The organism is Kribbella sp. NPDC054772 (genome assembly GCF_053611945.1).
Genome location: NZ_JBSHBJ010000008.1, coordinates 118,467 through 140,933, shown reverse-complemented (window position 1 = coordinate 140,933; position 22,467 = coordinate 118,467). Strand labels below are relative to the sequence as shown.

At 69.2% G+C, this 22,467-nt stretch carries 21 protein-coding genes; 17 read left to right on the top strand and 4 right to left on the bottom strand.

Annotation, left to right across the window (positions count from 1 at the left end):
- Positions 1-34 precede the first annotated feature (34 nt).
- From ACWGID_RS15945 to ACWGID_RS15890, 12 genes are all read left to right on the top strand, one after another.
- Positions 35-733 (top strand): GAF and ANTAR domain-containing protein, encoded by a 699-nt coding sequence (locus tag ACWGID_RS15945; protein WP_452197217.1) that lies wholly within the window; start codon positions 35-37, stop codon positions 731-733.
- A 150-nt stretch (positions 734-883) separates the two neighbouring features.
- A complete protein-coding gene (locus tag ACWGID_RS15940; protein WP_452197216.1) occupies positions 884-2,029 on the top strand; it encodes an ROK family transcriptional regulator in 1,146 nt (381 codons plus the stop codon).
- A gap of 159 nt (positions 2,030-2,188) precedes the next feature.
- Positions 2,189-3,325 (top strand): alanine racemase, encoded by a 1,137-nt coding sequence (gene alr / locus ACWGID_RS15935; protein WP_452197215.1) that lies wholly within the window; start codon positions 2,189-2,191, stop codon positions 3,323-3,325.
- Entirely contained in the window at positions 3,322-4,287 is a 966-nt protein-coding gene (locus ACWGID_RS15930) for a D-alanine--D-alanine ligase family protein (protein ID WP_452197214.1), read from the top strand. Before alr ends, ACWGID_RS15930 begins: the two co-directional genes overlap by 4 nt.
- Positions 4,284-4,904 (top strand): M15 family metallopeptidase, encoded by a 621-nt coding sequence (locus ACWGID_RS15925; RefSeq protein ID WP_452197213.1) that lies wholly within the window; start codon positions 4,284-4,286, stop codon positions 4,902-4,904. Before ACWGID_RS15930 ends, ACWGID_RS15925 begins: the two co-directional genes overlap by 4 nt.
- Positions 4,905-4,975: 71 nt before the next feature.
- Positions 4,976-5,470 (top strand): NAD(P)H-dependent oxidoreductase subunit E, encoded by a 495-nt coding sequence (locus tag ACWGID_RS15920; RefSeq protein WP_452197212.1) that lies wholly within the window; start codon positions 4,976-4,978, stop codon positions 5,468-5,470.
- The gene (locus ACWGID_RS15915) at positions 5,467-6,975 is read left to right on the top strand and encodes a formate dehydrogenase beta subunit (RefSeq protein ID WP_452197211.1); all 1,509 of its coding nucleotides are present in this window, start codon (positions 5,467-5,469) and stop codon (positions 6,973-6,975) included. The genes ACWGID_RS15920 and ACWGID_RS15915 overlap by 4 nt, the downstream gene beginning before the upstream one ends.
- Positions 6,972-9,812 carry a formate dehydrogenase subunit alpha gene (gene fdhF, locus ACWGID_RS15910; protein WP_452197210.1) on the top strand — a complete coding sequence of 947 codons (2,841 nt, stop codon included), beginning with the start codon at positions 6,972-6,974 and terminating at the stop codon, positions 9,810-9,812. The genes ACWGID_RS15915 and fdhF overlap by 4 nt, the downstream gene beginning before the upstream one ends.
- Positions 9,809-10,030: a formate dehydrogenase subunit delta gene (locus tag ACWGID_RS15905; RefSeq protein ID WP_452197209.1), complete on the top strand. Its 222-nt coding sequence runs from the start codon at positions 9,809-9,811 to the stop codon at positions 10,028-10,030. The genes fdhF and ACWGID_RS15905 overlap by 4 nt, the downstream gene beginning before the upstream one ends.
- Positions 10,031-10,119: 89 nt before the next feature.
- Positions 10,120-11,514 carry a molybdopterin molybdotransferase MoeA gene (locus ACWGID_RS15900; protein WP_452197208.1) on the top strand — a complete coding sequence of 465 codons (1,395 nt, stop codon included), beginning with the start codon at positions 10,120-10,122 and terminating at the stop codon, positions 11,512-11,514.
- Positions 11,502-12,359 (top strand): formate dehydrogenase accessory sulfurtransferase FdhD, encoded by an 858-nt coding sequence (fdhD, locus tag ACWGID_RS15895; RefSeq protein WP_452197207.1) that lies wholly within the window; start codon positions 11,502-11,504, stop codon positions 12,357-12,359. Before ACWGID_RS15900 ends, fdhD begins: the two co-directional genes overlap by 13 nt.
- Entirely contained in the window at positions 12,356-12,850 is a 495-nt protein-coding gene (locus ACWGID_RS15890; RefSeq protein WP_452197206.1) for an SRPBCC family protein, read from the top strand. The genes fdhD and ACWGID_RS15890 overlap by 4 nt, the downstream gene beginning before the upstream one ends.
- A gap of 13 nt (positions 12,851-12,863) precedes the next feature.
- Here ACWGID_RS15890 and ACWGID_RS15885 read toward each other — a convergent pair whose 3' ends face one another.
- Together ACWGID_RS15885 and ACWGID_RS15880 are read right to left on the bottom strand one after the other, a co-directional pair.
- Positions 12,864-13,292: a MerR family transcriptional regulator gene (locus ACWGID_RS15885; protein ID WP_452197205.1), complete on the bottom strand. Its 429-nt coding sequence runs from the start codon at positions 13,290-13,292 to the stop codon at positions 12,864-12,866.
- Positions 13,293-13,333: 41 nt separating this feature from the next.
- Positions 13,334-14,383, bottom strand: coding sequence for an aminotransferase class V-fold PLP-dependent enzyme (locus ACWGID_RS15880; protein ID WP_452197204.1), 1,050 nt, complete (start codon positions 14,381-14,383; stop codon positions 13,334-13,336).
- Between the two features lie 125 nt (positions 14,384-14,508).
- On the opposite strand from ACWGID_RS15880, the gene ACWGID_RS15875 reads away from it, so the two are divergent.
- On the top strand, positions 14,509-15,549 hold the full coding sequence (locus ACWGID_RS15875; RefSeq protein ID WP_452197203.1) for an aldo/keto reductase: 1,041 nt from the start codon (positions 14,509-14,511) through the stop codon (positions 15,547-15,549).
- 4 nt (positions 15,550-15,553) lie between these two features.
- Here the strand turns inward: ACWGID_RS15875 and ACWGID_RS15870 are convergent, their stop codons facing one another.
- The gene (locus tag ACWGID_RS15870) at positions 15,554-16,243 is read right to left on the bottom strand and encodes a glycoside hydrolase family 75 protein (protein ID WP_452197202.1); all 690 of its coding nucleotides are present in this window, start codon (positions 16,241-16,243) and stop codon (positions 15,554-15,556) included.
- A 162-nt stretch (positions 16,244-16,405) separates the two neighbouring features.
- Between ACWGID_RS15870 and ACWGID_RS15865 the strand changes: the two genes are divergently transcribed.
- The 3 genes from ACWGID_RS15865 (at position 16,406) to ACWGID_RS15855 (ending at position 19,643) form a co-directional block, all read left to right on the top strand.
- Positions 16,406-17,407: a LacI family DNA-binding transcriptional regulator gene (locus ACWGID_RS15865; protein WP_452197201.1), complete on the top strand. Its 1,002-nt coding sequence runs from the start codon at positions 16,406-16,408 to the stop codon at positions 17,405-17,407.
- A gap of 69 nt (positions 17,408-17,476) precedes the next feature.
- Positions 17,477-18,976, top strand: a complete 1,500-nt coding sequence (arfA, locus tag ACWGID_RS15860) for an arabinosylfuranosidase ArfA (protein ID WP_452197200.1) — start codon at positions 17,477-17,479, stop codon at positions 18,974-18,976.
- Positions 18,977-19,001: 25 nt separating this feature from the next.
- On the top strand, positions 19,002-19,643 hold the full coding sequence (locus tag ACWGID_RS15855) for a TMEM175 family protein (protein WP_452197199.1): 642 nt from the start codon (positions 19,002-19,004) through the stop codon (positions 19,641-19,643).
- A 7-nt stretch (positions 19,644-19,650) separates the two neighbouring features.
- Here ACWGID_RS15855 and ACWGID_RS15850 read toward each other — a convergent pair whose 3' ends face one another.
- Positions 19,651-20,271, bottom strand: coding sequence for a response regulator (locus tag ACWGID_RS15850; RefSeq protein ID WP_452197198.1), 621 nt, complete (start codon positions 20,269-20,271; stop codon positions 19,651-19,653).
- A gap of 218 nt (positions 20,272-20,489) precedes the next feature.
- Between ACWGID_RS15850 and ACWGID_RS15845 the strand changes: the two genes are divergently transcribed.
- Positions 20,490-22,226, top strand: a complete 1,737-nt coding sequence (locus tag ACWGID_RS15845; RefSeq protein WP_452197197.1) for an ABC transporter ATP-binding protein — start codon at positions 20,490-20,492, stop codon at positions 22,224-22,226.
- Positions 22,227-22,467 lie beyond the last annotated feature (241 nt).

Sequence of the window (22,467 nt, the reverse complement as noted above, 5' to 3'; positions counted from 1 at the left end):
GTGCCCTACTGCGCGTCCTTGTCCTGGAGCCTCCGTGACCGAGCCTGACCTCGCCAATTCGGCGGACATGTTTGCCCGTCTGGCGATCGAGTTGCACGACGCCCCGGGCGTCGAGGAGACCATCGACGCCGTCGTCCAGTTCGCCCTCCAGGCGTTGAACTGCACGTACGCCGGAGTGGCGCTGTACACCCGTGGTTCGCAGGCCGAGATCGCCGCGGTCACGGACCCGGTCGTCGCTGATGTGTACGCACTGCAGATCAGCACCGAGAGTGGCCCGCTGGTCACCGCACTGCGTGATCGCACGACCGTTCTGATCCGCGACACCGGCACCGACGACCGGTGGCCCGAGTGGGCGGACAAGGTTGCAGCACTCGGGGTCCGCAGCGTTCTCGACGTACCGTTGGCGACCGGTGACGCGTCGCGACCGAACGTCGGTGTGCTGGGGTTGTACAGCCCCCTGCCGGACGCGTTCAGCGCGGACGACGAGGCGGTCGCACACATCCTTGCGCAGCACGCCTCGGTCGCGGTGGCCTCCGCCCGGCACGAGGAGACGATGGCGCAGGCCGTCGACGCGCGGAAGCTGGTCGGTCAGGCGATGGGCATCCTGATGGAGCGCTTCGACGTCGACGGGGACCGCGCGTTCGCGATCCTGAAGCGCTATTCGCAGGACACGAACACCAAACTGCGCGACGTCGCGCAGCAACTGATCGATACCCGCAAGCTCCCGCACTGACGGTGATATTGACTGAGATCTGACACCGTTGTCGCCAAGCCAGGCGCGGGAAACCGTTGCATACTGCGAGATGAGCCTGACGCCGGGGTTTGTGCGGCCAGAACCGCGGACCGGGTCACGCCCCGGCGTCTCCCCGGTTACCCTTTCGGGATGGGTGAGTGGCGGCCGCTGGCAGGGCCCTCGCGGCAGGTGGCGCTGGAGATCTTGCTGGACGGGCCGCTGTCGCGGGCCGAGTTGTCGCGTCGCGTCGGCCTGTCCCCCGGCAGCCTGACCCGGTTGACGAAGCCGATGGTCGAGTCCGGCCTGCTGGTCGAGGTCGAGGGTGGCCCCACCGATGCGCGGGTCGGCCGCCCGTCGCAGCCACTCGACCTCGATTCGAACGCGCACCATTTCGTCGGCATCAAGCTCACCGGGGACTCCGCGATCGGCGTCCTGACCACCTTGCGTGCGGAGGTGCTCGCGAGCGTGGAGCGCCCGATCCCGGACCCGACACCGTCCGCGGTCGCGGAGCTCGTCCTCGAACTCACCGACGAGCTCGCGGTCCAGGTCCCCGGCGGTACGGCGCTCACCGGGATCGGCATCTCGATCGGCGGCCGGGTCGCGGACGGTTCCGAGGTCCGCTGGGGCCCGTACCTGAACTGGGTCGACGTCCCGTTCGGCGAACTGCTCGCCGCGCACACCAGCGTCCCGATCGTGATCGCGAACGACCTGACCTCGTTGACCGAGGCCACCCACTGGTTCGGTGCCGGACGGAACTCGGACCGGTTCATCCTGGTCACCATCGGCGCGGGGGTCGGCTACGGCCTCGTCGTCCACAACCGAACGGTCGACAGCCCGGACGTCACGCTCGGTCTGGTCGGCCACTTCCCGCTCATTCCCGACGGACCACGCTGCGACCGCGGCCACCATGGCTGCGCCCTCAGTCTGCTCACCGTCGGCGCCGTCACCGATCAGGTCGGTACGGCGCTCGGCCGGCCGGTCGACTACGACGAAGCTCTCGACCTGGCGGCGAAAGGCGACCCGGCCGCCGCCGCGGTGGTCGGCCGGGCGGGTCGCGCGCTCGGCAAACTGATCGCCGCGGCCGCGAACTTCACCCTGCCCGAGCTGGTCGTGCTCGGCGGCGAAGGCATCCGGCTCGCCGAGGTCGCGCACGAGGACCTGCTGGCCGGCCTGCACGCCGATCGGCACCCGTCCGCGGCCGAGCTGCCGATGGTCCTGCAGCCCGCGGACTTCAGCGAATGGGCCCGCGGCGCGGCCGTGGTCGCGATCCAGACGTTCGTCCTCGGCACCGAGTAGCGGGGAAGTTTCCCCCCGGCGGAGCCGGAAAGTTCACCGTCGCGAACGAATTTCATTCATCGGGATGAGGGCCGTCATACCAGGGTCGTAGTCGCCGCACGCACACATCCGTCCGCGCTCCGATGATCGCAATCGTTGCCGGAAACAACAATAGCGAGCATGTACCTGGTCCAGTCCCGCCACCGCCCGGTTGCCCGTGGGATCGCCGGATTGACGGAGGCCGTCGTCGACCTGTCCGCGATCCGCGCCAATGTCCGTACCTTTCGCGAACGCGTGTCCCAGGACGTGCTGGCCGTCGTGAAGGCCGACGGTTTCGGCCACGGAGCGGTACCGGTCGCCCGCGCGGCGGTCGAGGCGGGAGCGACCTGGCTCGGCGTCGCGCACGCCGACGAAGCGCTGCAACTGCGCGCCGCCGGCCTGACCGCACCGATCCTGGCCTGGCTGTACGACGCGGCCGAACTCATGCTGCTCGGCGATGTCGACGTGGATGTCAGCGTCTCGACCGTCGCCGAACTCCAGCGCGTCGCGTCGACTCCGGGCGTCCAGTTCGTGCACCTCAAACTGGACACCGGACTGCATCGGGCCGGCAGCGCGCCCGATCAGTGGATCGAGCTCACCCGAACGGCGGCGCACTACGAGGCGCTCGGCGCCGTCACGGTCCGCGGGATCTGGTCGCATCTCTCGCACGGCGACGCGGTCGACGCCGTCCAGAGCACGCGGCAACTCCAGCTCCTGCGGACCGGGGTGAGTCTCGCGCGACGGGCCGGTCTACGCCCGAGCGTCGTACACCTGGCCAACTCGGCCGGGACGATCACCCTGGACGCGCCGGACTGCGACCTGGTCCGGATCGGCGCCGGTCTGTACGGGATCGACGAGATCGGCCTCGGGCTGCGACCGGCGATGCGACTGGTGAGCACACTGGCCCAGGTACGCCGGATCCGCGCGGGAGAAGGTGTTTCGTACCGGCACGACTTCGTCGCCGACCGGGACACCACGATCGGCCTGGTCCCGATCGGGTACGCCGACGGCATCCCGCGGGTCGCCGGACAGCAGGCGAGTGTGTGGTGTCACGGCGTCCGGATGCCGGTGATCGGCCGGATCGCGATGGACCAGTTCGTCGTCGACGCCGGTGACCTCGCGGTCGAACCCGGTGCGCCGGTGACGATCTTCGGCGACGGCTCCGCGGGTGAGCCGACCGCGGCCGACTGGGCCGCGTGGGCCGGAACCATTCCGCACGAGATCTACTGCGGCATCGGCAGCCGGGTGCCGCGCCGGTACGAGGAGGGCAACCGATGAAGGTCGCAGTGGTGATGGGCGGCAACAGCCCGGAGCACCAGGTGTCATTGGCCAGCGGCAAGGGAATCGCGAAGGCGGTCGAACTCCTCGGCCACACGGCGATCCCGCTGGTCATCGATGCCGACGGCAACTGGATGGACGGGCAGCACGAGGCGGTCGAGATCCTGCAGGCGTGCGCGGTGGCGATCCCGGCGCTGCACGGTGAAGGCGGCGAGGACGGCCGCCTGCAAGGCTTTCTCGAGCAACTGAAGGTCCCGTACGTCGGCAGCGGGATCGCAGCCAGCGCGGTGGGGCTGGACAAGCACCTGACCAAGGCGGTTCTCGGGGCGCACGGCATCCCGGTCACCCCCGGCGTCACGTTGCGCGGTCCGGATCTGATCGACACCGAGGCCGCGCTGCAGCAGCTCAAGTCGGCCGGACTCGAGTTCCCGGTCTTCGTGAAGCCCGGGAACGGCGGGTCCAGTTTCGGCGTCACGCGGGCGACCGACCGGACGTCGTTGGAGGCCGCGATCGCGGACGCGGCGATCATCGATCCGCACGTCCTGATCGAGCGCGAGATGGTCGGGCGGGAGATCGATCTCGCGGTGCTGGAGTTCCCGGACGGGCGGGTCGAGACCGCGCCGGCGTTGGAGATCCACGCCGATCCGGAGCAGCCGTTCTTCAACGCGACCGCGAAGTACGACAGCGGTGCCACGCGGTTCGTCGTACCGGCGCCGCTCGAGGCTGGGCTGGCCGGGAAGCTGCGACGTACCGCGCTCGACGTCTTCGAAGTCCTCGGGTGCGCGGGGTTGGCCCGGGTGGACTTCTTCGTGCCGCGGGACGGTGAGCTGGTGGTCAACGAGATCAACACGTTCCCCGGGTTCACGCCCGCATCACAGTTCCCGCGAATGTGGGCCGCGGCGGGGTTGTCGTACGCCGAAGTCGTCAACACCCTGATCCGGACGGCGGTGGCGCGCGGATGACCGTCCTGCTGAGCGACGACCGGATCACCGCCATCCCCGCGATCGAGAACTGCGAGCCGCTGGTCGACCTGTTCACCCGCGACATCGCGACGACCGGCCGGCAGTTCGCCCGCGAGAGCGTCGCCGATCGGCTCGCGCTGGCCGACACGTTCCTACCCGCCGGCATCCGGCTGCACGTCGTCGAGGGACTGCGGCCGATCGAGAGCCAGCGTGAGATCTACGACGGCTACCGCGCCGAACTCGAGCGCCTGCATCCGGGCATCTCGGACCACGACGTGCACGTGCTGGCGAGCCGCTTCGTGTCGCCGGTCGAGGTCGCGTCGCATGTGGCGGGTGCGGCGGTCGACCTCACCCTGGTGGGCGCACACGGCCCGTTGGACCTCGGTACGCCGATCGACGCGACCCCCGAGCAGAGCAACGGGGCCTGCTTCTTCGCGGCAGCCAACATCAGCCGGGAGGCGCGGACGCATCGGGCGTTGCTGGCCGACGTACTGACGGCGGCCGGTCTGGTGAACTATCCGACCGAGTGGTGGCACTGGTCCTACGGCGACCGCTACTGGGCGTTCCTCGAACAGCGGCCGACTGCTGTCTACGGACCGGCGTACAGCCTGACTTGATAGCTGCTGCCTATCAGGTGATAGGCAGCATTGCTTTGACCGTGCCGCTGTGGCGACGGAATATTGTATACATGACGAGTGACGTCTTGGCCTCCGTCCCCGTCCCGGTCCCCGGGCGTGCCGAACGCGTGCGCCGGATCGCCGAGGAACTGCAAGGCCTCCGCGGTCCACTGATCCCGATCCTGCACGCGGTCCAGGAGGAACTCGGGTACGTCGATCAGCCCGACGTCCCCGTGATCGCGGACGTGCTGAACCTCGCGGTCGCGGAGGTGCACGGGGTCGTCACGTTCTACAAGAACTTCCGGCGTACCGCGGCCGGGCGCGCCACGGTGTCGATCTGTCAGGCCGAGGCGTGCCGCTCGGTGGGCGCCGTCGCGCTGGCCGAGCATGCCCGGCGCAGCATCGGGTGCGGGTTCGGTGAGACGACCGCCGACGGCCGGATCACGCTCGACGAGGTGTTCTGTTTCGGAAACTGTGCGCTCGGCCCGGCCGTGCAAGTTTCCGGAAAGCTGCACGGCCGGGTGACGCCGACCCGGTTGGACGCGCTGCTCGGGGAGGTCCGGTGAGGGTTTACGTTCCGAAAGATTCCGCCGCGCGGTCGGTGGGTGCCGACGAGGTTGCGGAACGGATTTCCGCGGTTTCCGGCACCGTCGAGGTCGTGCGGACCGGGTCCCGGGGAATGCTCTGGCTGGAGCCGTTGGTCGAGGTGGAGACGGCCGCGGGGCGGATCGGGTACGGCCCGGTGGCTCCGGAGGACGTGGACGGGTTGATCGCGGCCGGCATGCTGCGGGGCGAGGGACCCAACCTCGGGGTGGTGGACGACCTGCCGTGGATGAAACGGCAGCAGCGGTTGACGTTCCGCCGGGTCGGCGTTGTCGATCCGCTGTCGACCACGGATTTCGTCAACCACGGCGGGACCGCTGGACTCCGGACCGCGCTGGGAATGGCGCCGGTCGACGTGGTCGAGACCGTTGTGGACTCCGGGCTTCGGGGCCGCGGCGGTGCGGGGTTCCCGACCGGGATCAAGTGGCGGACGGTGCTCGGCGCCGACGCCGATCTGAAGTTCGTCTGCTGCAACGCGGACGAGGGCGACTCCGGCACCTACGCGGACCGGATGCTGATCGAGGGCGACCCCTTCAGGCTCATCGAGGGCATGACGATCGCCGCGTACGCCGTCGGCGCGTCGGAAGGGTACGTCTATCTGCGATCGGAGTACCCGGACGCGGTCGCGACGCTGCGGGCCGCGATCGCGCTGGCCCGCGCGGAAGGCTGGTTGGGGCCGGACATCCTCGGCTCAGGGTTCGGCTTCGACCTGCAGGTCCGGGTCGGCGCGGGTGCGTACATCTGCGGCGAAGAGACCTCGATGCTGGAGAGCCTGGAAGGAAAGCGCGGCATGGTGCGCGCGAAGCCTCCGATCCCTGCGCTGGAAGGGCTTTTCGGCCGTCCGACCGTCGTGAACAATGTGTTGTCGTTGGCAACGGTTCCGACGATCCTGGCGGACGGTGCCGCGACGTACGCGGCGTACGGGACCGGGCGCTCGCTCGGCACCAGCGTCTTCCAGCTCGGCGGGAACGTGGCCCGCGGCGGGATCGTGGAGACCGCCTTCGGGATCACGCTCGGCGAGCTGGTCGACGAGTTCGGCGGCGGCACCTCGTCCGGGCGTCCGGTCCGGGCCGTGCAGGTCGGCGGTCCGCTCGGGGCCTACCTCCCGGTCGAGCAGTTCGAGCTGCCGATGGATTACGAGGCGTTCGCCGCGGCCGGCGCGATGGTCGGGCACGGCGGGATCGTGGTGTTCGACGACACCGTGGACATGGCGGCGATGGCGCGGTTCGCCTTCGAGTTCTGCGCCGCCGAGTCGTGCGGGAAGTGCACACCGTGCCGGGTCGGCGCGGTCCGCGGCGTCGAGACCATCGACCGGATCGTCGCCGACGAGGACCGCGCGAAGAACCTCGTCGTACTCGACGACCTCTGCGAACTGATGACCGACGGCTCGCTCTGCGCGATGGGCGGGCTCACCCCCATGCCGGTACGTAGTGCCGTCCGCCATTTCGGAAAGGACTTCGGCGCATGAGCTTGCTCAAGGAACCCGACTTCGGCACCCCCGCCCGCCCCGGCGCGGCGACCATCGAGTTGACCGTCGACGGAGTGCCCGTGCAGGTCCCACCGGGTACGTCGGTGATGCGGGCGGCGAAGGAGGCGGGCGTCGACGTACCCAAGCTGTGTGCGACCGACAACCTCGAAGCGTTCGGATCCTGCCGCCTGTGCGTGGTGGAGATCGACGGTGTGCGGGGTACGCCGGCCTCCTGTACGACGCCCGTCGCGGACGGCATGGTGGTGCGGACGCAGAACGAGCGGCTCGGGAAACTGCGCCGCGGCGTGATGGAGCTGTACATCTCGGACCACCCGCTCGACTGCCTGACCTGTTCCGCGAACGGGGACTGCGAGCTGCAGGACATGGCCGGAGTCACCGGGCTCCGCGAGGTCCGGTACGGATCCGGCGTCGAGGCCGGCGCGAACCACATGGACCTACCGACCGACAGCTCCAACCCGTACTTCGACTTCGAGGCGTCCAAGTGCATCGCGTGCTCGCGGTGCGTACGGGCGTGTGACGAAGTACAGGGGACGCTGGCGCTGACGATCGAGGGGCGCGGGTTCGACTCCAAGGTCGCCGCGGGCGCGGGCGTGTCCTTTTTCGACTCCGACTGCGTGTCGTGCGGCGCGTGTGTACAGGCGTGCCCGACCGCGACGTTGCAGGAGAAGTCGGTTGTCGATCTCGGCATGCCGACCCGGACGGTGTTGACGACCTGCGCGTACTGCGGGGTCGGGTGCTCGTTCAAGGCCGAGCTGCGAGGTGACGAGCTGGTCCGGATGGTGCCGTACAAGAACGGTGGCGCGAACGAGGGGCACTCGTGTGTGAAGGGCCGGTTCGCGTTCGGGTACGCGAGCCACCCGGATCGCGTCCTCGAGCCGATGGTCCGGAACACGCTTTCGGACGAGTGGCGGAAAGTTTCCTGGGACGAGGCGATCGGGTTCACCGCGCGCCGGTTGCGCGAGATCCAGGCGACGTACGGGCCGGGGTCGATCGGCGCGATCACGTCCTCGCGGACCACGAACGAGGAGGTGTACGCCGTCCAGAAGATGGTCCGGGCGGTGTTCGGGAACAACAACGTCGACACCTGCGCGCGGGTCTGCCACTCGCCGACCGGATACGGGCTGAAGCAGACCTTCGGGGAATCCGCCGGAACGCAGGATTTCCGTTCCGTCGACGCGTCCGACGTGATCCTGGTGATCGGTTCGAACCCGACCGACGCGCACCCGGTGTTCGGGTCCCGGATGAAGCAGCGGATCCGGCAGGGTGCCCAGCTGATCGTGATCGACCCGCGGCGGATCGATCTGGTCCGGACGCCGCACGTCGAGGCGACGTACCACCTGGAGCTCCGGCCGGGGACGAACGTCGCGATCGTCAACGCACTCGCACACGTGGTGGTGACCGAAGGCCTGGTGGACCGGGAGTTCGTCGCCGACCGGTGCGAGGACTTCGCGGCGTGGGAGACGTTCATCGGGCAGCCCGAGCACAGCCCCGAGGCGGTGGCCGAGATCACCGGCGTACCGGCGGACAAGGTCCGCGCGGCGGCCCGGCTGTACGCGACCGGCGGGAACGCGGCGATCTACTACGGTCTCGGCGTCACCGAGCACAGCCAGGGCTCGACCATGGTGATGGGGATGGCGAACCTCGCGATGGCGACCGGCAACATCGGCCGGCCGGGCGTCGGGGTGAACCCGATGCGCGGACAGAACAACGTCCAGGGATCGTGCGACATGGGTTCCTTCCCGCACGAACTGCCCGGGTACCGGCACGTCTCCGACGACGACGTCCGTGACATCTACGAGAAACTCTGGGGTACGCCGATCCTGAACGAGCCCGGATTGCGGATCCCGAACATGTTCGACGCCGCGATCGACGGTTCGTTCAAGGCCCTGTTCGTGCAGGGCGAGGACATCGCGCAGTCCGATCCGAACACGCAGCATGTGTTTTCCGCACTCGGCGCGCTCGACCTGCTCGTCGTCCAGGACCTGTTCGTCAACGAGACCGCGAAGTTCGCGCACGTCCTGCTGCCCGGAACGTCGTTCCTGGAGAAGGACGGAACGTTCACGAACGCCGAGCGGCGGATCAACCGGGTCCGGCCGATCATGGCGCCGCGGACCGGGAAACAGGAGTGGGAAATCGTGTGCGAGATCGCGCAGTCGATGGGGTACCCGATGCACTACGAGTCGGCCGCGCAGATCATGGACGAGATCGCGCTGACGACACCGACGTTCATGGGGGTGTCGTTCGCGAAGCTCGACGAGCTGGGCTCGATCCAGTGGCCGTGCAACGTCGAGCACCCCGAGGGAACGCCGATCATGCACGAGGACGAGTTCACCCGCGGCAAGGGCCGGTTCATGGAAACCGTGTACGTGCCGACGTCGGAGCGGTCGACGCGGAAATTCCCGTTGATCCTCACGACAGGCCGAATCCTGTCGCAGTACAACGTCGGCGCACAGACCCGGCGTACGGCGAACGTGGCCTGGCATCCCGAGGACGTGCTCGAGCTGCATCCGCACGATGCGGAGGTCCGCGGCGTGACCGACGGCGACCTGATCGCGCTGTCGAGCCGGGTGGGCCGGACGGAGCTCCGGGCGAAGATTTCCGACCGGATGCCGGTCGGCGTCTGCTACACCACATTCCACCACCCGGTCAGCGGAGCCAACGTCGTCACCACGGAGAACTCGGACTGGGCCACCAACTGCCCCGAGTACAAGGTGACCGCCGTTCAGGTCGACCTGATTCCGGAATCCGTAACCACCGATTCCACCCAGGAGCCGGCAGCCGACCGTCAACCTGTCATTGCCGGAGGCAACCGGTGAGTGGCGGCGTGCCGCCGTACGTGCGGCTGGCGAACGAGATCGCCGCGCAGTTTGCGCACCGGGCGCCCGCGGACGCCGCCACCGCGATCGCCAACCACCTGAAGGCCACCTGGGACCCGCGGATGAAGCAGGCCCTGATTGCCCACGCCGACTCCGGAGCCACCGACCTGGTGCCGGCCGCCGCCGCGGCCGCCCGCCACCTTCGGGCCACCCAGTGACCCATCCCACAGCCCAGCCGAACCCTGGCAGCACGTCCGGGGAACGGGACCGGTTCGACAAGCCGGGGCGGGTTGGAGAGGGTGGTCCGGTGGAGGACGGGCCGGGTGGTGCAGCCTCCGGAGGCCGTGGTCTCCGGGCGCAGCGGGATGTCGTGCCGTGGGACGTGGCTCGGCGGTTGGCGCACGCGGCGGCGCGGGTCGGGAAGGCGGCGAGCCGCGGCCTGGACACGGCCGGCGGCTGCGTACTGGCGACCCCCTTGGTGTCCCCGGTGGCCGTCCCACCCGTGGACCGAGCAGCGATGGACGGGTACGCCGTCCGCGGCGCCGGACCGTGGCGCGTGATCGGCCACGTGCAGGCCGGAGCCGCAGATCCGGGAGCACTCGAGGACGGCGAGGCGACCAGCATCGTCACCGGCGCCACGCTACCCGCAGGCACAACATCGGTGGTCCGCTCAGAAGACGCGGTCGTGACGCCGGCGGATCGCTCGGAGAACGCGGGAGCGACGTCGACGGATCGCTCGGAAGACGCGGGTGTGACCGGGGACCGGCTGGAGGGGCCGGCTGAGGACGGTCGGCACATCCGCCGAGCGGGCGAGGAGTGCACGCCCGGCAACCAACTGCTCCCCGCGGGTGTTGTCGTCACCCCCGCCGTCCTGGGCCTGGCCGCGACAGTCGGCCTCAACCGCCTCACCGTCATCCCGCCCCCGACCGTCGCCGCCCTCGTCACCGGCGACGAACTGGTCCACCGCGGCCCCTCCACCCCCGGCCGAGTCCGCGACGCCATCGGCCCCATGCTCCCCACCCTCATCACCCAAGCCGGCGCCAGACCCCTCGCCTCAACCACCGCCTGCGCAGGCCTCGCGTCCCCCGCCTCGCCCCCGTCCCCCGCCTCGCCCGCCGCCCTCGGCGGCTCGTCGGCTTCCGGCGCGGGCCCTGGTGCGGTTCGGCATTTGGGAGATTCACGGGCTGAGTTGATCGACGCTCTGCGTGAGAGTCAGGCTGACCTGATTCTCGTGTCGGGGTCGTCTGCCGCCGGCCCGGCCGATCATCTGCGGCCCGCGCTCGCCGAGTTGGGCGCCGAACTGATCGTCGACGGTGTCGCCTGCCGCCCCGGTCATCCGCAGGCGCTGGCGCAGCTGCCCGACGGACGGTTGGTGCTCGGTCTCCCCGGCAACCCGTTCGCCGCGCTCGTTGCTTTCCTGACGCTCGGTGGCGCCGCCATCAGCCGGATGCGCGGCCTCCCGCTCCCCGAGCTCACGCACATCGCCGTCCCGGGCGGCATCCCGTGCCACCCGACCAGCACACGGCTCGTCCCGGTCCGCCTCACGCCACAAGGCGCCGTACCGATCGGTCATGGTGGTGCCGCCATGCTCCGCGGTCCCGCCGGCGCCGACGCGCTCGCCGTGGTCGCGCCGGGCCCGTCCGAAGCCATCGCCGCCCGCCTGCTGCCGCTCGACCCAGGGGCACGTCCGTGGGGCGGCTGATCGCCCGCCGCCCGGTCGTCCGGCTCAGCCCCGCCGGCGAGCGCTCACGCCCGGATTCGATCGCCGTCGAGGAACCGCTCGAACTCCGCGTCGACGGAAAGCCTCTCGCAGTCACCATGCGAACCCCCGGTCACGACGTCGAACTCGCACACGGTTTCCTGCAGACCGAAGGCGTGATCGGAAAACCCGATGACATTCGTGACGCCCGGTACTGCGATTCCCGCGACGACGAGGGTCGCAACTCGTACAACGTCCTGGACCTCGGCCTCGCCCCCGGCGTCCCGGCCCCGGTCACGGGCGTGGAGCGCAACTTCTACACCACGTCGTCCTGCGGTGTCTGCGGCAAAGCCTCCCTCGACGCGGTCCGCACCAAGACCCGGTACTCCCCGGCAGCCGACGACGTGCAGATCGCGTACGACGTCCTCGCGACGCTGCCCGACGCTCTCCGCGCCAGGCAACAGGTCTTCGACCGCACCGGCGGCCTGCACGCGGCCGGGCTCTTCACCGCGACAGGCGACCTGCTCGTCGTCCGGGAGGACGTCGGCCGGCACAACGCGGTCGACAAGGTCATCGGCTGGGCTCTCCTCAACGGCCACGTCCCGGCCCGTGGCCTGATCCTGATCGTCTCCGGCCGGACGTCGTTCGAGCTCGCCCAGAAAGCGGTGATGGCCGGCATCCCGGTTCTCGGCGCGGTCTCGGCCCCGAGTTCACTCGCGATCGACCTCGCCGTTGAGTCCGGTCTGACACTGGCCGGCTTCATCCGCAACCGGAGCCTGAATCTCTACAGCCGCCCGGATCGCGTAAATGTCGAGCCCGCCGCGGCGCGTCCGACGTACCGGGCATGAACGACTACGGAGTGACCGGTGCGACCACCGGTGTCGAGGTCCTGATCGACCTGCCGATCGACGAGTTCTGGTCCGGCATCACCGCGATCGACCGGTACGGCGAGTGGAGCCCGGAGTGCTACTACGGCGCCTGGCTCGACGACACGATCGAGAAAGGCGCCCGCTTCGAGGCGCGGAACCGCTTCGCCGACGGGTTCGAGACATACGTGACCTGCACGGTCACCGTCGCGGAGGCGCCGTACCGCTTCGGGTGGGACGTGTACGGCGGCGAGGAGGAGCCGTTCGCGCACTGGGAGTACGAACTGGAGCGCCGCGGGTCCCGGACGCTCGTCCGGCAGACCTTCACGCACGGACCCGCCAACAGCGGGATGCGGATCGGCGCCGTCGAGCACCCGGACCGGGCCGCGGAGGTCATCCAGGGCCGGCTCGACCAGCTGGCGGCGAACATGCGCACGACCCTGGCCGCGATGGAATCGGCCATGCGGGCCTAGCCCGGCGGTGTGCTCAGGAGGCTTCGCTGGCTGTCTGTGTGGACGGACTCACCCACAGGCAGTCGGCGGTGCCGGCGTCGACGTGCTCCTCGTAGATCGTGACCTTGTGGGTGATCACGCCCAGGCACTCGTTGAGCTCCGCGATCTGGGCGCTGACGTAGTCCTGGTGGCTGCGCAGCAGGGCCAACCGTTCCTGCTCGTTTCCGGGTCCTTGGCGCACCAGATCGGTGTATTTCCGGATCGTGTCCAGCGGCATTCCCGACGAGCGGAACTTGATGCACATGGTCAGCCAGTCGACGTCGTCCTCGGTGTAGACGCGCCGCCCGTTCGACTCCCGCCGGACCGGATCCGCCAGCAGCCCTTCGCGCTCGTAGAACCGCAGCGCGTGCACACTCAGCCCGGTCCGCTCGGCCACCTGCCCGATACTCAGTCCACCACCCATGAGCGGCACCCTAACCCGCGCCTGGACCATCCTCCAGGGCCTCACAACAGCGGCTTGAGGGCCTCGAGGGCGAGTTGTACGTCGTCGTTCGTGGAGTAGATGTGGAACGACGCGCGCAGTTTTCCGTCGCGGACCGCGGCGCGGATTCCGGCGGCGTCGAACGCTTGCTGCGCGCCGGGGAGGCTCGTGCTGACGATCGCGCTGTTCGACGGCGGGAGGCCGAGGCCGGCGCGGAAGTCGTTCGCCAGCGCGAGGTTGTGCCTGTTGATGGTGTCGACCCCGATCTGCTCGACCAGTTCAAGCGCCGGCGCGGCGCCGACGAAGCTGAACCAGGCCGGTGACTGGTCGAACCGGCGCGCGCCGGGATCGAGCTCCATCACCGGGCCGTAGTACGAACCGTGCACGTCGCGGGCGGCGTACCAACCGGCCGCCGACGGACGGCAGCGCTCCTGCAGGCGTGGGGACAGGTAGCCGACCGTCGCGCCGCGGGGCGCCATCAACCACTTGTAGCTGTGGACGATCAGCGCGTCGACACCGTCGACGGTGATCGGATGCCAGCCCACGGCCTGGGACGCGTCGATCACCACGAGCGCACCGATCTGCTTGCTCGCGGCAACTACCGCGGGCAGGTCGAGGACGGCGCCGGTCGCCGACTGCACAGCGCTGACAGCCACCACGTCGATCCCCGGCTTGATCGCCGCCAGCACCTGATCACCCGGTACGGCGATCAGCTCGACGCCCCGGTCCGCGTGCACCTCCCACGGGAAAACGTTGGACGTGAACTCGACGTCGTCGGTCAGCACCTTCGCCCCGTCGGGCAACGCGGCCGCGATCGGAGCCACCGCCGCGGACACCGTGCTGCCCACGAACACGTCCGCGACCTCGGCCCCGACCAGCCGGGCGAACGCGGCGCGCGTGCGGGTGGTCGACTCGTCCCACGGCTCCCAACTCGTCGCACCGACCCGCCAGTCGGCGAGCGCCGCCTGCAACGCCTCCCAGGCCGGCTTCGGCGGCAGTCCGTACGACGCCGTGTTCAGCCACCCCGGCTCGGGATCCCACAATCCAGCGATATCCAGCCCAGCAATGTCCATGGCGCCCACTGTAGGCAGCACTTGACCTAGACAGCGCTCTAGCTCCTAGTGTCCTGAGTCGAACGTCCGACTCAGGACACTATCGTGCGGGACATCACGGATCGGAACGCTAGGGAGCTGCTGTCATGCGCTATCGCACGCTGGGTGGGACCGGGATCGAGGTCAGTACGCACTGTCTCGGGGCGATGATGTTCGGTGCGGTCGGAAACCCGGATCACGAGGACTGCGTCCGGATCATCCACCACGCGCTGGACCAGGGGATCAACTTCGTCGACACCGCGGACATGTACTCCGCCGGCGAGTCCGAGGAAATCGTCGGAAAGGCACTCCAGGGCCGCCGGGACGACGTCGTCCTCGCGACCAAGGTGCACTTTCCGCTGGGCGAGGGCCGGAACCGGAGCGGAAACTCGCGGCGCTGGATCACCCGCGCCGTCGAGGACAGCCTGCGCCGCCTCGGCACGGACTGGATCGATCTCTACCAGGTGCACCGGCCGGACCACACCACGGATATCGAGGAAACGCTGTGGGTGCTGAGTGACCTGGTGAGCGCCGGAAAGATCCGGGCGTTCGGCTGTTCGGCGTTTCCGGCCGAGGACATCGTCGAGGCGAGCCACGTCTCGGAAACCCGTGGCTACGGGCGTTTCCGGACCAACCAACCGCCGTACTCGCTGCTGGCCCGCGGCATCGAGCGTTCCGTGCTGCCGACCTGCCGGAAACTCGGAATGGGCGTTCTGACCTACAGCCCGCTCGCCTTCGGTTTCCTTTCCGGAAAGTTCCGGAAGGGCCAGCCGCTGGACCCGGCCTCGAGTCGCGCCGCGCTGGCGCCCGATCGGTTCGACCCGGCGCTGCCCGCGAACGCGGCGAAGTACGACGCCGTCGAGCACCTGGTCGAGGTTGCCGACGGCATCGGTACGACGTTGCCCGAGCTTGCGATGGCGTTCGTCACCACGCATCCGGCGGTCACGTCGGTGATTTCCGGTCCGCGCACGATGGAGCAGCTCGAGGGCCTGCTGAAGGCGGCGGAACTGACGCTCGACGACAAGACCCTCGACCGGATCGACGAGATCGTCCCGCCCGGCACCGACGTGTACCGCGCGGACGCCGCTTGGCAACCCCAGTCCCTGACCGACGTCACCCAGCGGCGCCGCGCCCTGACCGACCGCTGACTGCTTACTGGCCTGTAGCACCGTTCACGAACGCGTTCGCAGCCGTCTCACCCTTGCTCACCGCATCGGCCGCGCTCTCGATCGGCGCGGCCGTAACACCCGGGAACAGGATGTACGTGACGACCGCACCGTCCACACCACCGGACGCCGGGTCCGGGTCGATCCCGAGCTGCTGCGCCAACTTGTACGAGCCCTCGCCGATGATCCCGGTCGGACCCTCGTCACCGACCACGGCGTACGCGACCTTGTCCTGATAGACGACCGCAGCCACTGTCCCACCAGCGATCCCGGCCGACCCGTACTTCCAGATCGAGCTCGGCAGCGGTACGACGATGAACGGCAACCCGGCCGAGTTCAGCGGCTGTCCGTCGGACTGATGGAACGAGGTGTCGGGCTGGAACGACGGGTCGGTGTCCTCGCTGCACTGCGTCGTTCGTTGCCCGTCACAATCGATGTCGAGGTCCGCGGTCCAGTGCACCGCGTCGCCGGACTTGCACACGGCAACAGACGCGGATCCGTCCTCGTCAGGGGCGTACTTCCCGTTGGACAGCTGCGACTCACAGGAGGCCCGAATGCGGAGCTGGTCCGCGGTCGGGCCGGCCAGCTCGTCGGCCTGGGAATCTCGTTGCGGCACCACTAATGCCAGGCCGGCCACTGCCAGCGCCAGGCAGACCACGGTCAATCGGCGAACCATCGCAACCTCCGGGGGGCGAACGGAAGATGAAGGTTTTCGCCCATCACAGTACAGACAGTAGTTACTAATTAACACCCCGAATCGTGGCGGGCAGCAACGATGACCGCGCCGCGCGGGTGCATTACCGTGGCTGCCCAACGACCGGCGGCCAGGGGTGATGTGATGGCGGTGACCATGCGCGATGTGGCGCGCGCGGCCGGCGTGTCCCCGAAGACGGTCTCGAACGTGATGAACGGCTACCCGTACATCCGCGAGGAGACCCGGACCAGGGTGCTGGCCGCGATCGACACGCTCGGCTACCGGATGAACATCTCCGCCCGGAACCTGAAGTCCGGCCGGACCGGCGTTATCGCCCTCGCCGTCCCCGAGCTCAGCAACCCGTACTTCGCGGAGCTGGCCGACGAGGTGATCGCAGCGGCCGGCGAGCACGGCCTCACCGTGATGATCGAGACCACCGGCGCCGACCGCGATCGCGAACTGACCGCGCTGGCGCGCCCACGCGGCCACCTCGTCGACGGACTGCTCTACAGCCCGCTCGGCCTGGGCCCGGAGGACGTCGACGAACTGCAGACCTCCACGCCGATCGTGCTGCTCGGCGAGCGGATCTTCCACGGCCCGGTCGACCACGTGATGATCGACAACGTCGAGGGTACGAAGGCCGTCGTACGCCATCTCCTGGACCAGGGCCGCCGGCGGATCGCCGTACTCGGCATCCGCCCCGGCGAGCAGGTCGGCACCGCAGCCATCCGGTACGGCGCCTACGCCGAGACACTCACGCAGTACGGCGTCCCCGTTGCCGCGGAGCTCGCGGTTTCCGGAGGGGCGTGGCGCCGGTCGAGCGGGGCCGAGGCGATCGCGGAACTCGTCGACCGGGGGGTCGAGTTCGACGCGGTGTTCGCGCTGAACGATCTGCTCGCGCTCGGGGCGATCCGCGCGCTCGCCGGGCGCGGAATCCGTGTTCCGGAGGACGTCGCGGTGGCCGGCTTCGACAACATCGACGAGTCGGCGTTCAGCAGTCCGACGCTCACCACGGTCGACGCCGGGCGGGTGCAGATCGCGCGGACCTCGGTCGACCTGCTGGTCCGCCGGATGAGTGGTGACGACTCCACCCCGGAGGAAATCGTCGCGCCGTACGAGTTGCACGTTCGCGAATCGACCTCTTGACCGACCACCGCTCCGGCCCCCATGATCTTCTACATCGATGTACTACACCGATGTAGAAGGGTCTCCCCCGTGACCGCTGCCACCATCACCCTGGACCCCACTTTCCGGATCGCGCCGGTCAACCGGCGGACGTTCGGCACCTTCGTCGAGCACATGGGCCGGTGTGTCTACACCGGCATCTACGAGCCCGGCCACGCCACCGCGGACGAGGACGGTTTCCGCAAGGACGTCCTCGAACTGACCCGTGAGCTGGGCGTTTCCGTGGTCCGCTACCCCGGCGGAAACTTCGTTTCCGGCTATCGCTGGGAGGACGGCGTCGGCCCGCGCGAGTCGCGGCCGCGGCGGCTGGACCTGGCCTGGCACAGCATCGAGACCAACGAGTTCGGTCTGGACGAGTTCAGCCGCTGGTGCGCGAAGGCCGGCGTCGAGCCGATGATGGCGATCAACCTCGGCACCCGGGGCGTCCAGGAGGCGCTCGACCTGCTCGAGTACACCAACCACCCGGGCGGCACGGCCCTGTCCGATCTGCGCGAGCAGCACGGCGCGTCGCCGTACGGGATCAAGCTGTGGTGCCTCGGCAACGAACTCGACGGTCCGTGGCAGGTCGGGCACAAGACGCCGACGGAGTACGGGCGGCTCGCGGCCGAGACGGCGCGGGCGATGCGGATGATCGAGCCCGGTCTGCAACTGGTCGCGTGTGGCTCGTCGTCATCGAAGATGCCGCTGTTCGGGACCTGGGAACGCGACGTACTGCGGGAGACCTACGAGTTCGTCGACTACATCTCCTGCCACGCGTACTACGGCAACGAGGACGGCGACACGGCCTCGTTCCTGGCGTCGGCGGTGAACATGGACCACTTCATCGACTCAGTCGTCGCCACCGCGGACCACGTCGGCGCGGAGCTCAAGAGCAGCAAGAAGATCGGCATCTCGTTCGACGAGTGGAACGTCTGGTACTCCGACCGCTCGCGCAGCACCGACGGTCCGGGCGACCAGTGGGAGGTGGCGCCGCGGCGGATCGAGGACCAGTACAACGTCACCGATGCCGTTGTCGTCGGCAACCTTCTGATCTCGCTGCTGCGGCACAGCGACCGGGTCGCGGTCGCCTGCCTGGCCCAACTGGCGAACGTGATCGCGCCGATCATGACCGAGCCCGGCGGCGCGGCGTGGAAGCAGCCGACGTTCCACCCGTTCGCGATCACCTCGCGGCTCGCCGCCGGCGACGTACTGCACCTGCAGACCGATTCGCCGACGGTCACCACCGCGGCGTACGGCGACGTGGCGGCGGTCGACGCCGTGGCGACGTACGACGAGGGCCGTCTGTCCGTCTTCGCGGTCAACCGTTCGACCGAAGGCCCGGTCGAGGTCACCGTCGACGTCAGCCGCGCCGGCGTCACCACGATCGACGAGGCCGTCCTCATCCACGACGCCGACCCGCTCGCGACCAACACAGCCACGCAGCCCGACCGCGTCACCCCGCAGCCGGCGGACGCCCGGCTGCGGGACGGCAAGCTGACGATTACGCTCCCGGCGATCAGCTGGACAGCGGTTTCTCTGTCGACGGATTGACAGCGCTGGCTCAGACTATGTGGCCGTGAGTAATTCGTCCGACCTTGCCGAGACCGCGCGCCTGGAAGCCTTCAGTGACGGCGTCTTCGCGATCGCGATCACCCTCCTCGTCCTCGAACTGCACAGCCCGAAGCTCGAGGATGGTGAACGCCTGTGGCCGGCGTTGCTGGACGAGTGGCCGCAGTTCGCGGCGTACCTGACCAGCTTCGCGATCCTCGGCATCATGTGGGTCAACCACCACTCGATGTTCCGGCAGATCAAGCGCGCCGACCGCGGGCTGATGTTCCTGAACCTGTTGCTGCTGCTCTGGGCGACGCTGCTGCCGTTCCCGACGAGCCTGTTCGCGGAGCACCTCGAGGACGACTCGATCAACGCGAACGTCGCGGCCGCCGTCTACAGCGCGAACCTGACCCTGGCGGCGATCGCGTTCAGCCTGATCTGGTGGTACGTCCTGCGCAACCACCTGGTCGAGCACGACATGACCAAGCGCCAGGCCCGCAGGTCGGTGATCCGCTACTCGATGGGCACGGTGATCTACGGCGCGACGATCGGCATCTCGTTCATCTCCGCGCAGTTGACGCTGCTCGTGGTGTTCCTGCTTGCCGTGTACTACGCGTTCGAGCAGGTCAGAACCCGCGGTTCCACACCGGTGCCCGGCGCCCAGTGAATGGCGCTCAGTGATTGGCGTGCCGCTGGGCCCAGAGCGCGGCCTGCGTCCGGTCGGCGACGCCCAACCGGTGGAAGATGCTGGTCAGATGGGCCTTCACAGTCCGTTCGCTGATCCCTAGCCGCTGTGCGATCGCTCGATTCGGTAGGCCGCCGCTGAGCATCTCCAGAACCTCCAGCTCGCGACTCGTGAAGGTGATGTCCCGCGGTGACAGTCGTCGGCTGGTGAGGAACTCCCGGGCCACCAGCGGATCGAGCGGCGAGCCGCCGGCGGCCACCTGCCGGATGCCCGTCAGGATCGCCTCGGTCGGACTGTTCTTGAGCAGGTACCCCTCCGCGCCGGCGTCCAGTGCGGCCACGATGCGGTTGCGGTCGCTGAACGACGTCAGTACCAGGACGTGGGCCCGGGGATTCGCCGCGACGATGCGTTCGGTGGCGGCGATCCCGTCCAGGACCGGCATCGACAGGTCCATCAGCACGACGTCCGGGAGCAATCGCGCGGCCAGCGTCACTCCCTCTGCGCCATTGGCCGCGCTGCCCACCGGGACCAGATCGGTGGTGGCTGCCAGCAGCTGACACAGCCCGGTCCGCACGATGTCATGATCGTCGACCACCAGCACCCGGATCATCCGGTCGCCCGCTGTCCCCGCTTGTTTCGACGCAGATCCCCGTAGCCCCACATCTGTAGTCCCCCCCACTGTGGATGATAGGTCGATCTGCACTGCGTGAGCAGGTCTCAACCGCTTTTCGTCATCGACTGCGACAAACGTTTGACGGCCAGCGACCGGGGAGTGCTAGCCCAAAAGTGCAATAGCGGCGGGGCTGTCGTGGCCGCGATTGTTGAATGATGAAAGCGCCGCTGAGCCTCAGCGTGGCGGCCCCCGCGGTCCGCTCGCACTCCCTGGCCCTGGCCGGCGCAGCGTTCCTCGTCATCCTTCAGGTCGGGGTCGCGCTGCTCCGCCCCTGGCCCCTGGCGCTGGCGGTCGACCACGCGCTCGGGTCGAAGCCGCTCACCGGGCGGTTCGCAGCCCTGGACGGGTTGTCGCCGGCGCAGCTGCTCGTCCTGGCCGGCGCCGCCACGGTCGTCCTCGTGACCGTCGACGGACTCCTCGAGATGGCGAGTATGCGGACCGCCGAGGGCGCGGCCGAACGCATCGGCGCGGCACTCCGGGCGCTGATGTTCGAGCGCGCGATGACACGTTCCTTACGGTGGCACGACCGGATGCGCAGCGGCGAACTCGTGTCCCGGCTGACCACCGACGTGGGCCGGATCCTGGACGGCGTGGTCGCGATCACCACGTCGTTCCTGCCCGACGCGGTGATGCTGGTCGGCGTACTCGCTCTGCTGCTGGCGTTCGACCCGGGTCTCCTCCTGATCGGACTGACCGTCGTGCCGGTGCTCGGTGGGCTGGCGGTCCGGCAACGGGCCCGGATCCGAGCGGCGCAACTGGATGCGCGGGCCGAGTCCGGGCGGATGACCGCGTCGACGGTCGACCTGTTGCGCAACGTGCGCGCCGTACAGGCGTTCGGACGGATCGATCACGCCACCGGTGAGTTCGAGCGGCGCAACCGCGCGGTCCTGGACGTCGAACTGCGCGCGGTCAGAGTGGACGCGCGCTGGGCCCCGGTGGCCGACATCCTGCTCTCGGTCGGCTCCGCGCTCGTGCTCGTGGTGGGCGGGCTGTCCGTCCTGCACGGCGGACTGACCGTCGGTGGGCTGTTGGTGGTGACCGCGTACCTGCGCGACCTGTACTCCCCGATCCGCGGGCTGACCAGGCTGTCGGCGGTCATGGCCAAGGCCGGTGCGAGCGCCGGCCGGGTGCGCGAGGTGCTGGACTGCACCGAGGCCGTCAACGATCGGCCCGGCGCGTGGGTCGCGCCGCCGCTGGTCAGAGGCGTGCGCTTCGAGAGGGTCGGGTTCCAGTACGAGTCCGGTCAATCCGTCCTCGACGACTTCGACCTCCGGATCGCGGCCGGCGAGACGGTCTGCCTGATCGGGCCGAGCGGCGTCGGCAAGAGCACCGTGTTGCACCTGCTGCTCCGGCTGTACGACGTCGACGCCGGCCGCGTCCTGATCGACGGCGTGAACGTGCGCTACTGCCAGCAGCTCACCGTGCGGAACCGGTTCGCCTACGTCCCGCAGGACCCCTGGCTGCTCGACGCGACGGTGGCGCAGAACATTGCCTTCGGCAATCCTGCGGCCACCCGGGCCGATGTCCTCGAAGCCGGCCGGACCGCACTGGTCGACGAGTTCATCGGCCGACTACCACGCGGCTACGACACCTCGCTCGGCGAGAACGGCGTCCGGTTGTCCGGCGGCCAGCGCCGACGGATCGCGATCGCCAGGGCGGTGGTCTCGCACGCGCCAATGGTCCTGCTCGACGAGCCGACGGCATCGCTCGATCCACGGTCCGCCACAGGTGTGGTGCAGGCGATCCAGAGCGCCACCGCGCATCGCACTGTCCTGATCGTCACCCATGACCGCGAGCTGGCGAGCATCGCCGACCGGGTGGTCACCCTGACCCGCCCCGACCAGCACCGGCCGTCGTCAATCGTCACAGACCTGGAGCACAGACCAGGATGAGAAGGGGGGTGAACACCATGGCACGCATCGAACCGCTGATGTCCAACCGATGCCACAGGAAGCATCGGAAGCACAGCCGCTCTCGCAGCAGAAGCCGCAGTAGGAGCCGTAGTCGCAGCCGCTGCTGACCAGGTGACCCGCGGGCGTCCGGGTTACCCCGCCGGCCACCGCCGCACACCCTCGCCCCAGGAGGATGGATGGAGCAGTTGTTGGACCCGGACGACGGGGTGGCGAGGTGGGA

Bases quoted from the DNA above. Each gene is read 5' to 3' on its own strand.
- ACWGID_RS15940 (WP_452197216.1), top strand. From the start codon at position 884: ATGGGTGAGTGGCGGCCGCTGGCAGGGCCCTCGCGGCAGGTGGCGCTG.
- alr (WP_452197215.1), top strand. From the start codon at position 2,189: ATGTACCTGGTCCAGTCCCGCCACCGCCCGGTTGCCCGTGGGATCGCC.
- ACWGID_RS15930 (WP_452197214.1), top strand. From the start codon at position 3,322: ATGAAGGTCGCAGTGGTGATGGGCGGCAACAGCCCGGAGCACCAGGTG.
- ACWGID_RS15925 (WP_452197213.1), top strand. From the start codon at position 4,284: ATGACCGTCCTGCTGAGCGACGACCGGATCACCGCCATCCCCGCGATC.
- ACWGID_RS15920 (WP_452197212.1), top strand. From the start codon at position 4,976: ATGACGAGTGACGTCTTGGCCTCCGTCCCCGTCCCGGTCCCCGGGCGT.
- fdhF (WP_452197210.1), top strand. From the start codon at position 6,972: ATGAGCTTGCTCAAGGAACCCGACTTCGGCACCCCCGCCCGCCCCGGC.
- ACWGID_RS15890 (WP_452197206.1), top strand. From the start codon at position 12,356: ATGAACGACTACGGAGTGACCGGTGCGACCACCGGTGTCGAGGTCCTG.
- ACWGID_RS15885 (WP_452197205.1), bottom strand. From the start codon at position 13,292: ATGGGTGGTGGACTGAGTATCGGGCAGGTGGCCGAGCGGACCGGGCTG.
- ACWGID_RS15880 (WP_452197204.1), bottom strand. From the start codon at position 14,383: ATGGACATTGCTGGGCTGGATATCGCTGGATTGTGGGATCCCGAGCCG.
- ACWGID_RS15875 (WP_452197203.1), top strand. From the start codon at position 14,509: ATGCGCTATCGCACGCTGGGTGGGACCGGGATCGAGGTCAGTACGCAC.
- ACWGID_RS15870 (WP_452197202.1), bottom strand. From the start codon at position 16,243: ATGGTTCGCCGATTGACCGTGGTCTGCCTGGCGCTGGCAGTGGCCGGC.
- ACWGID_RS15865 (WP_452197201.1), top strand. From the start codon at position 16,406: ATGGCGGTGACCATGCGCGATGTGGCGCGCGCGGCCGGCGTGTCCCCG.
- ACWGID_RS15850 (WP_452197198.1), bottom strand. From the start codon at position 20,271: ATGATCCGGGTGCTGGTGGTCGACGATCATGACATCGTGCGGACCGGG.
- ACWGID_RS15845 (WP_452197197.1), top strand. From the start codon at position 20,490: ATGAAAGCGCCGCTGAGCCTCAGCGTGGCGGCCCCCGCGGTCCGCTCG.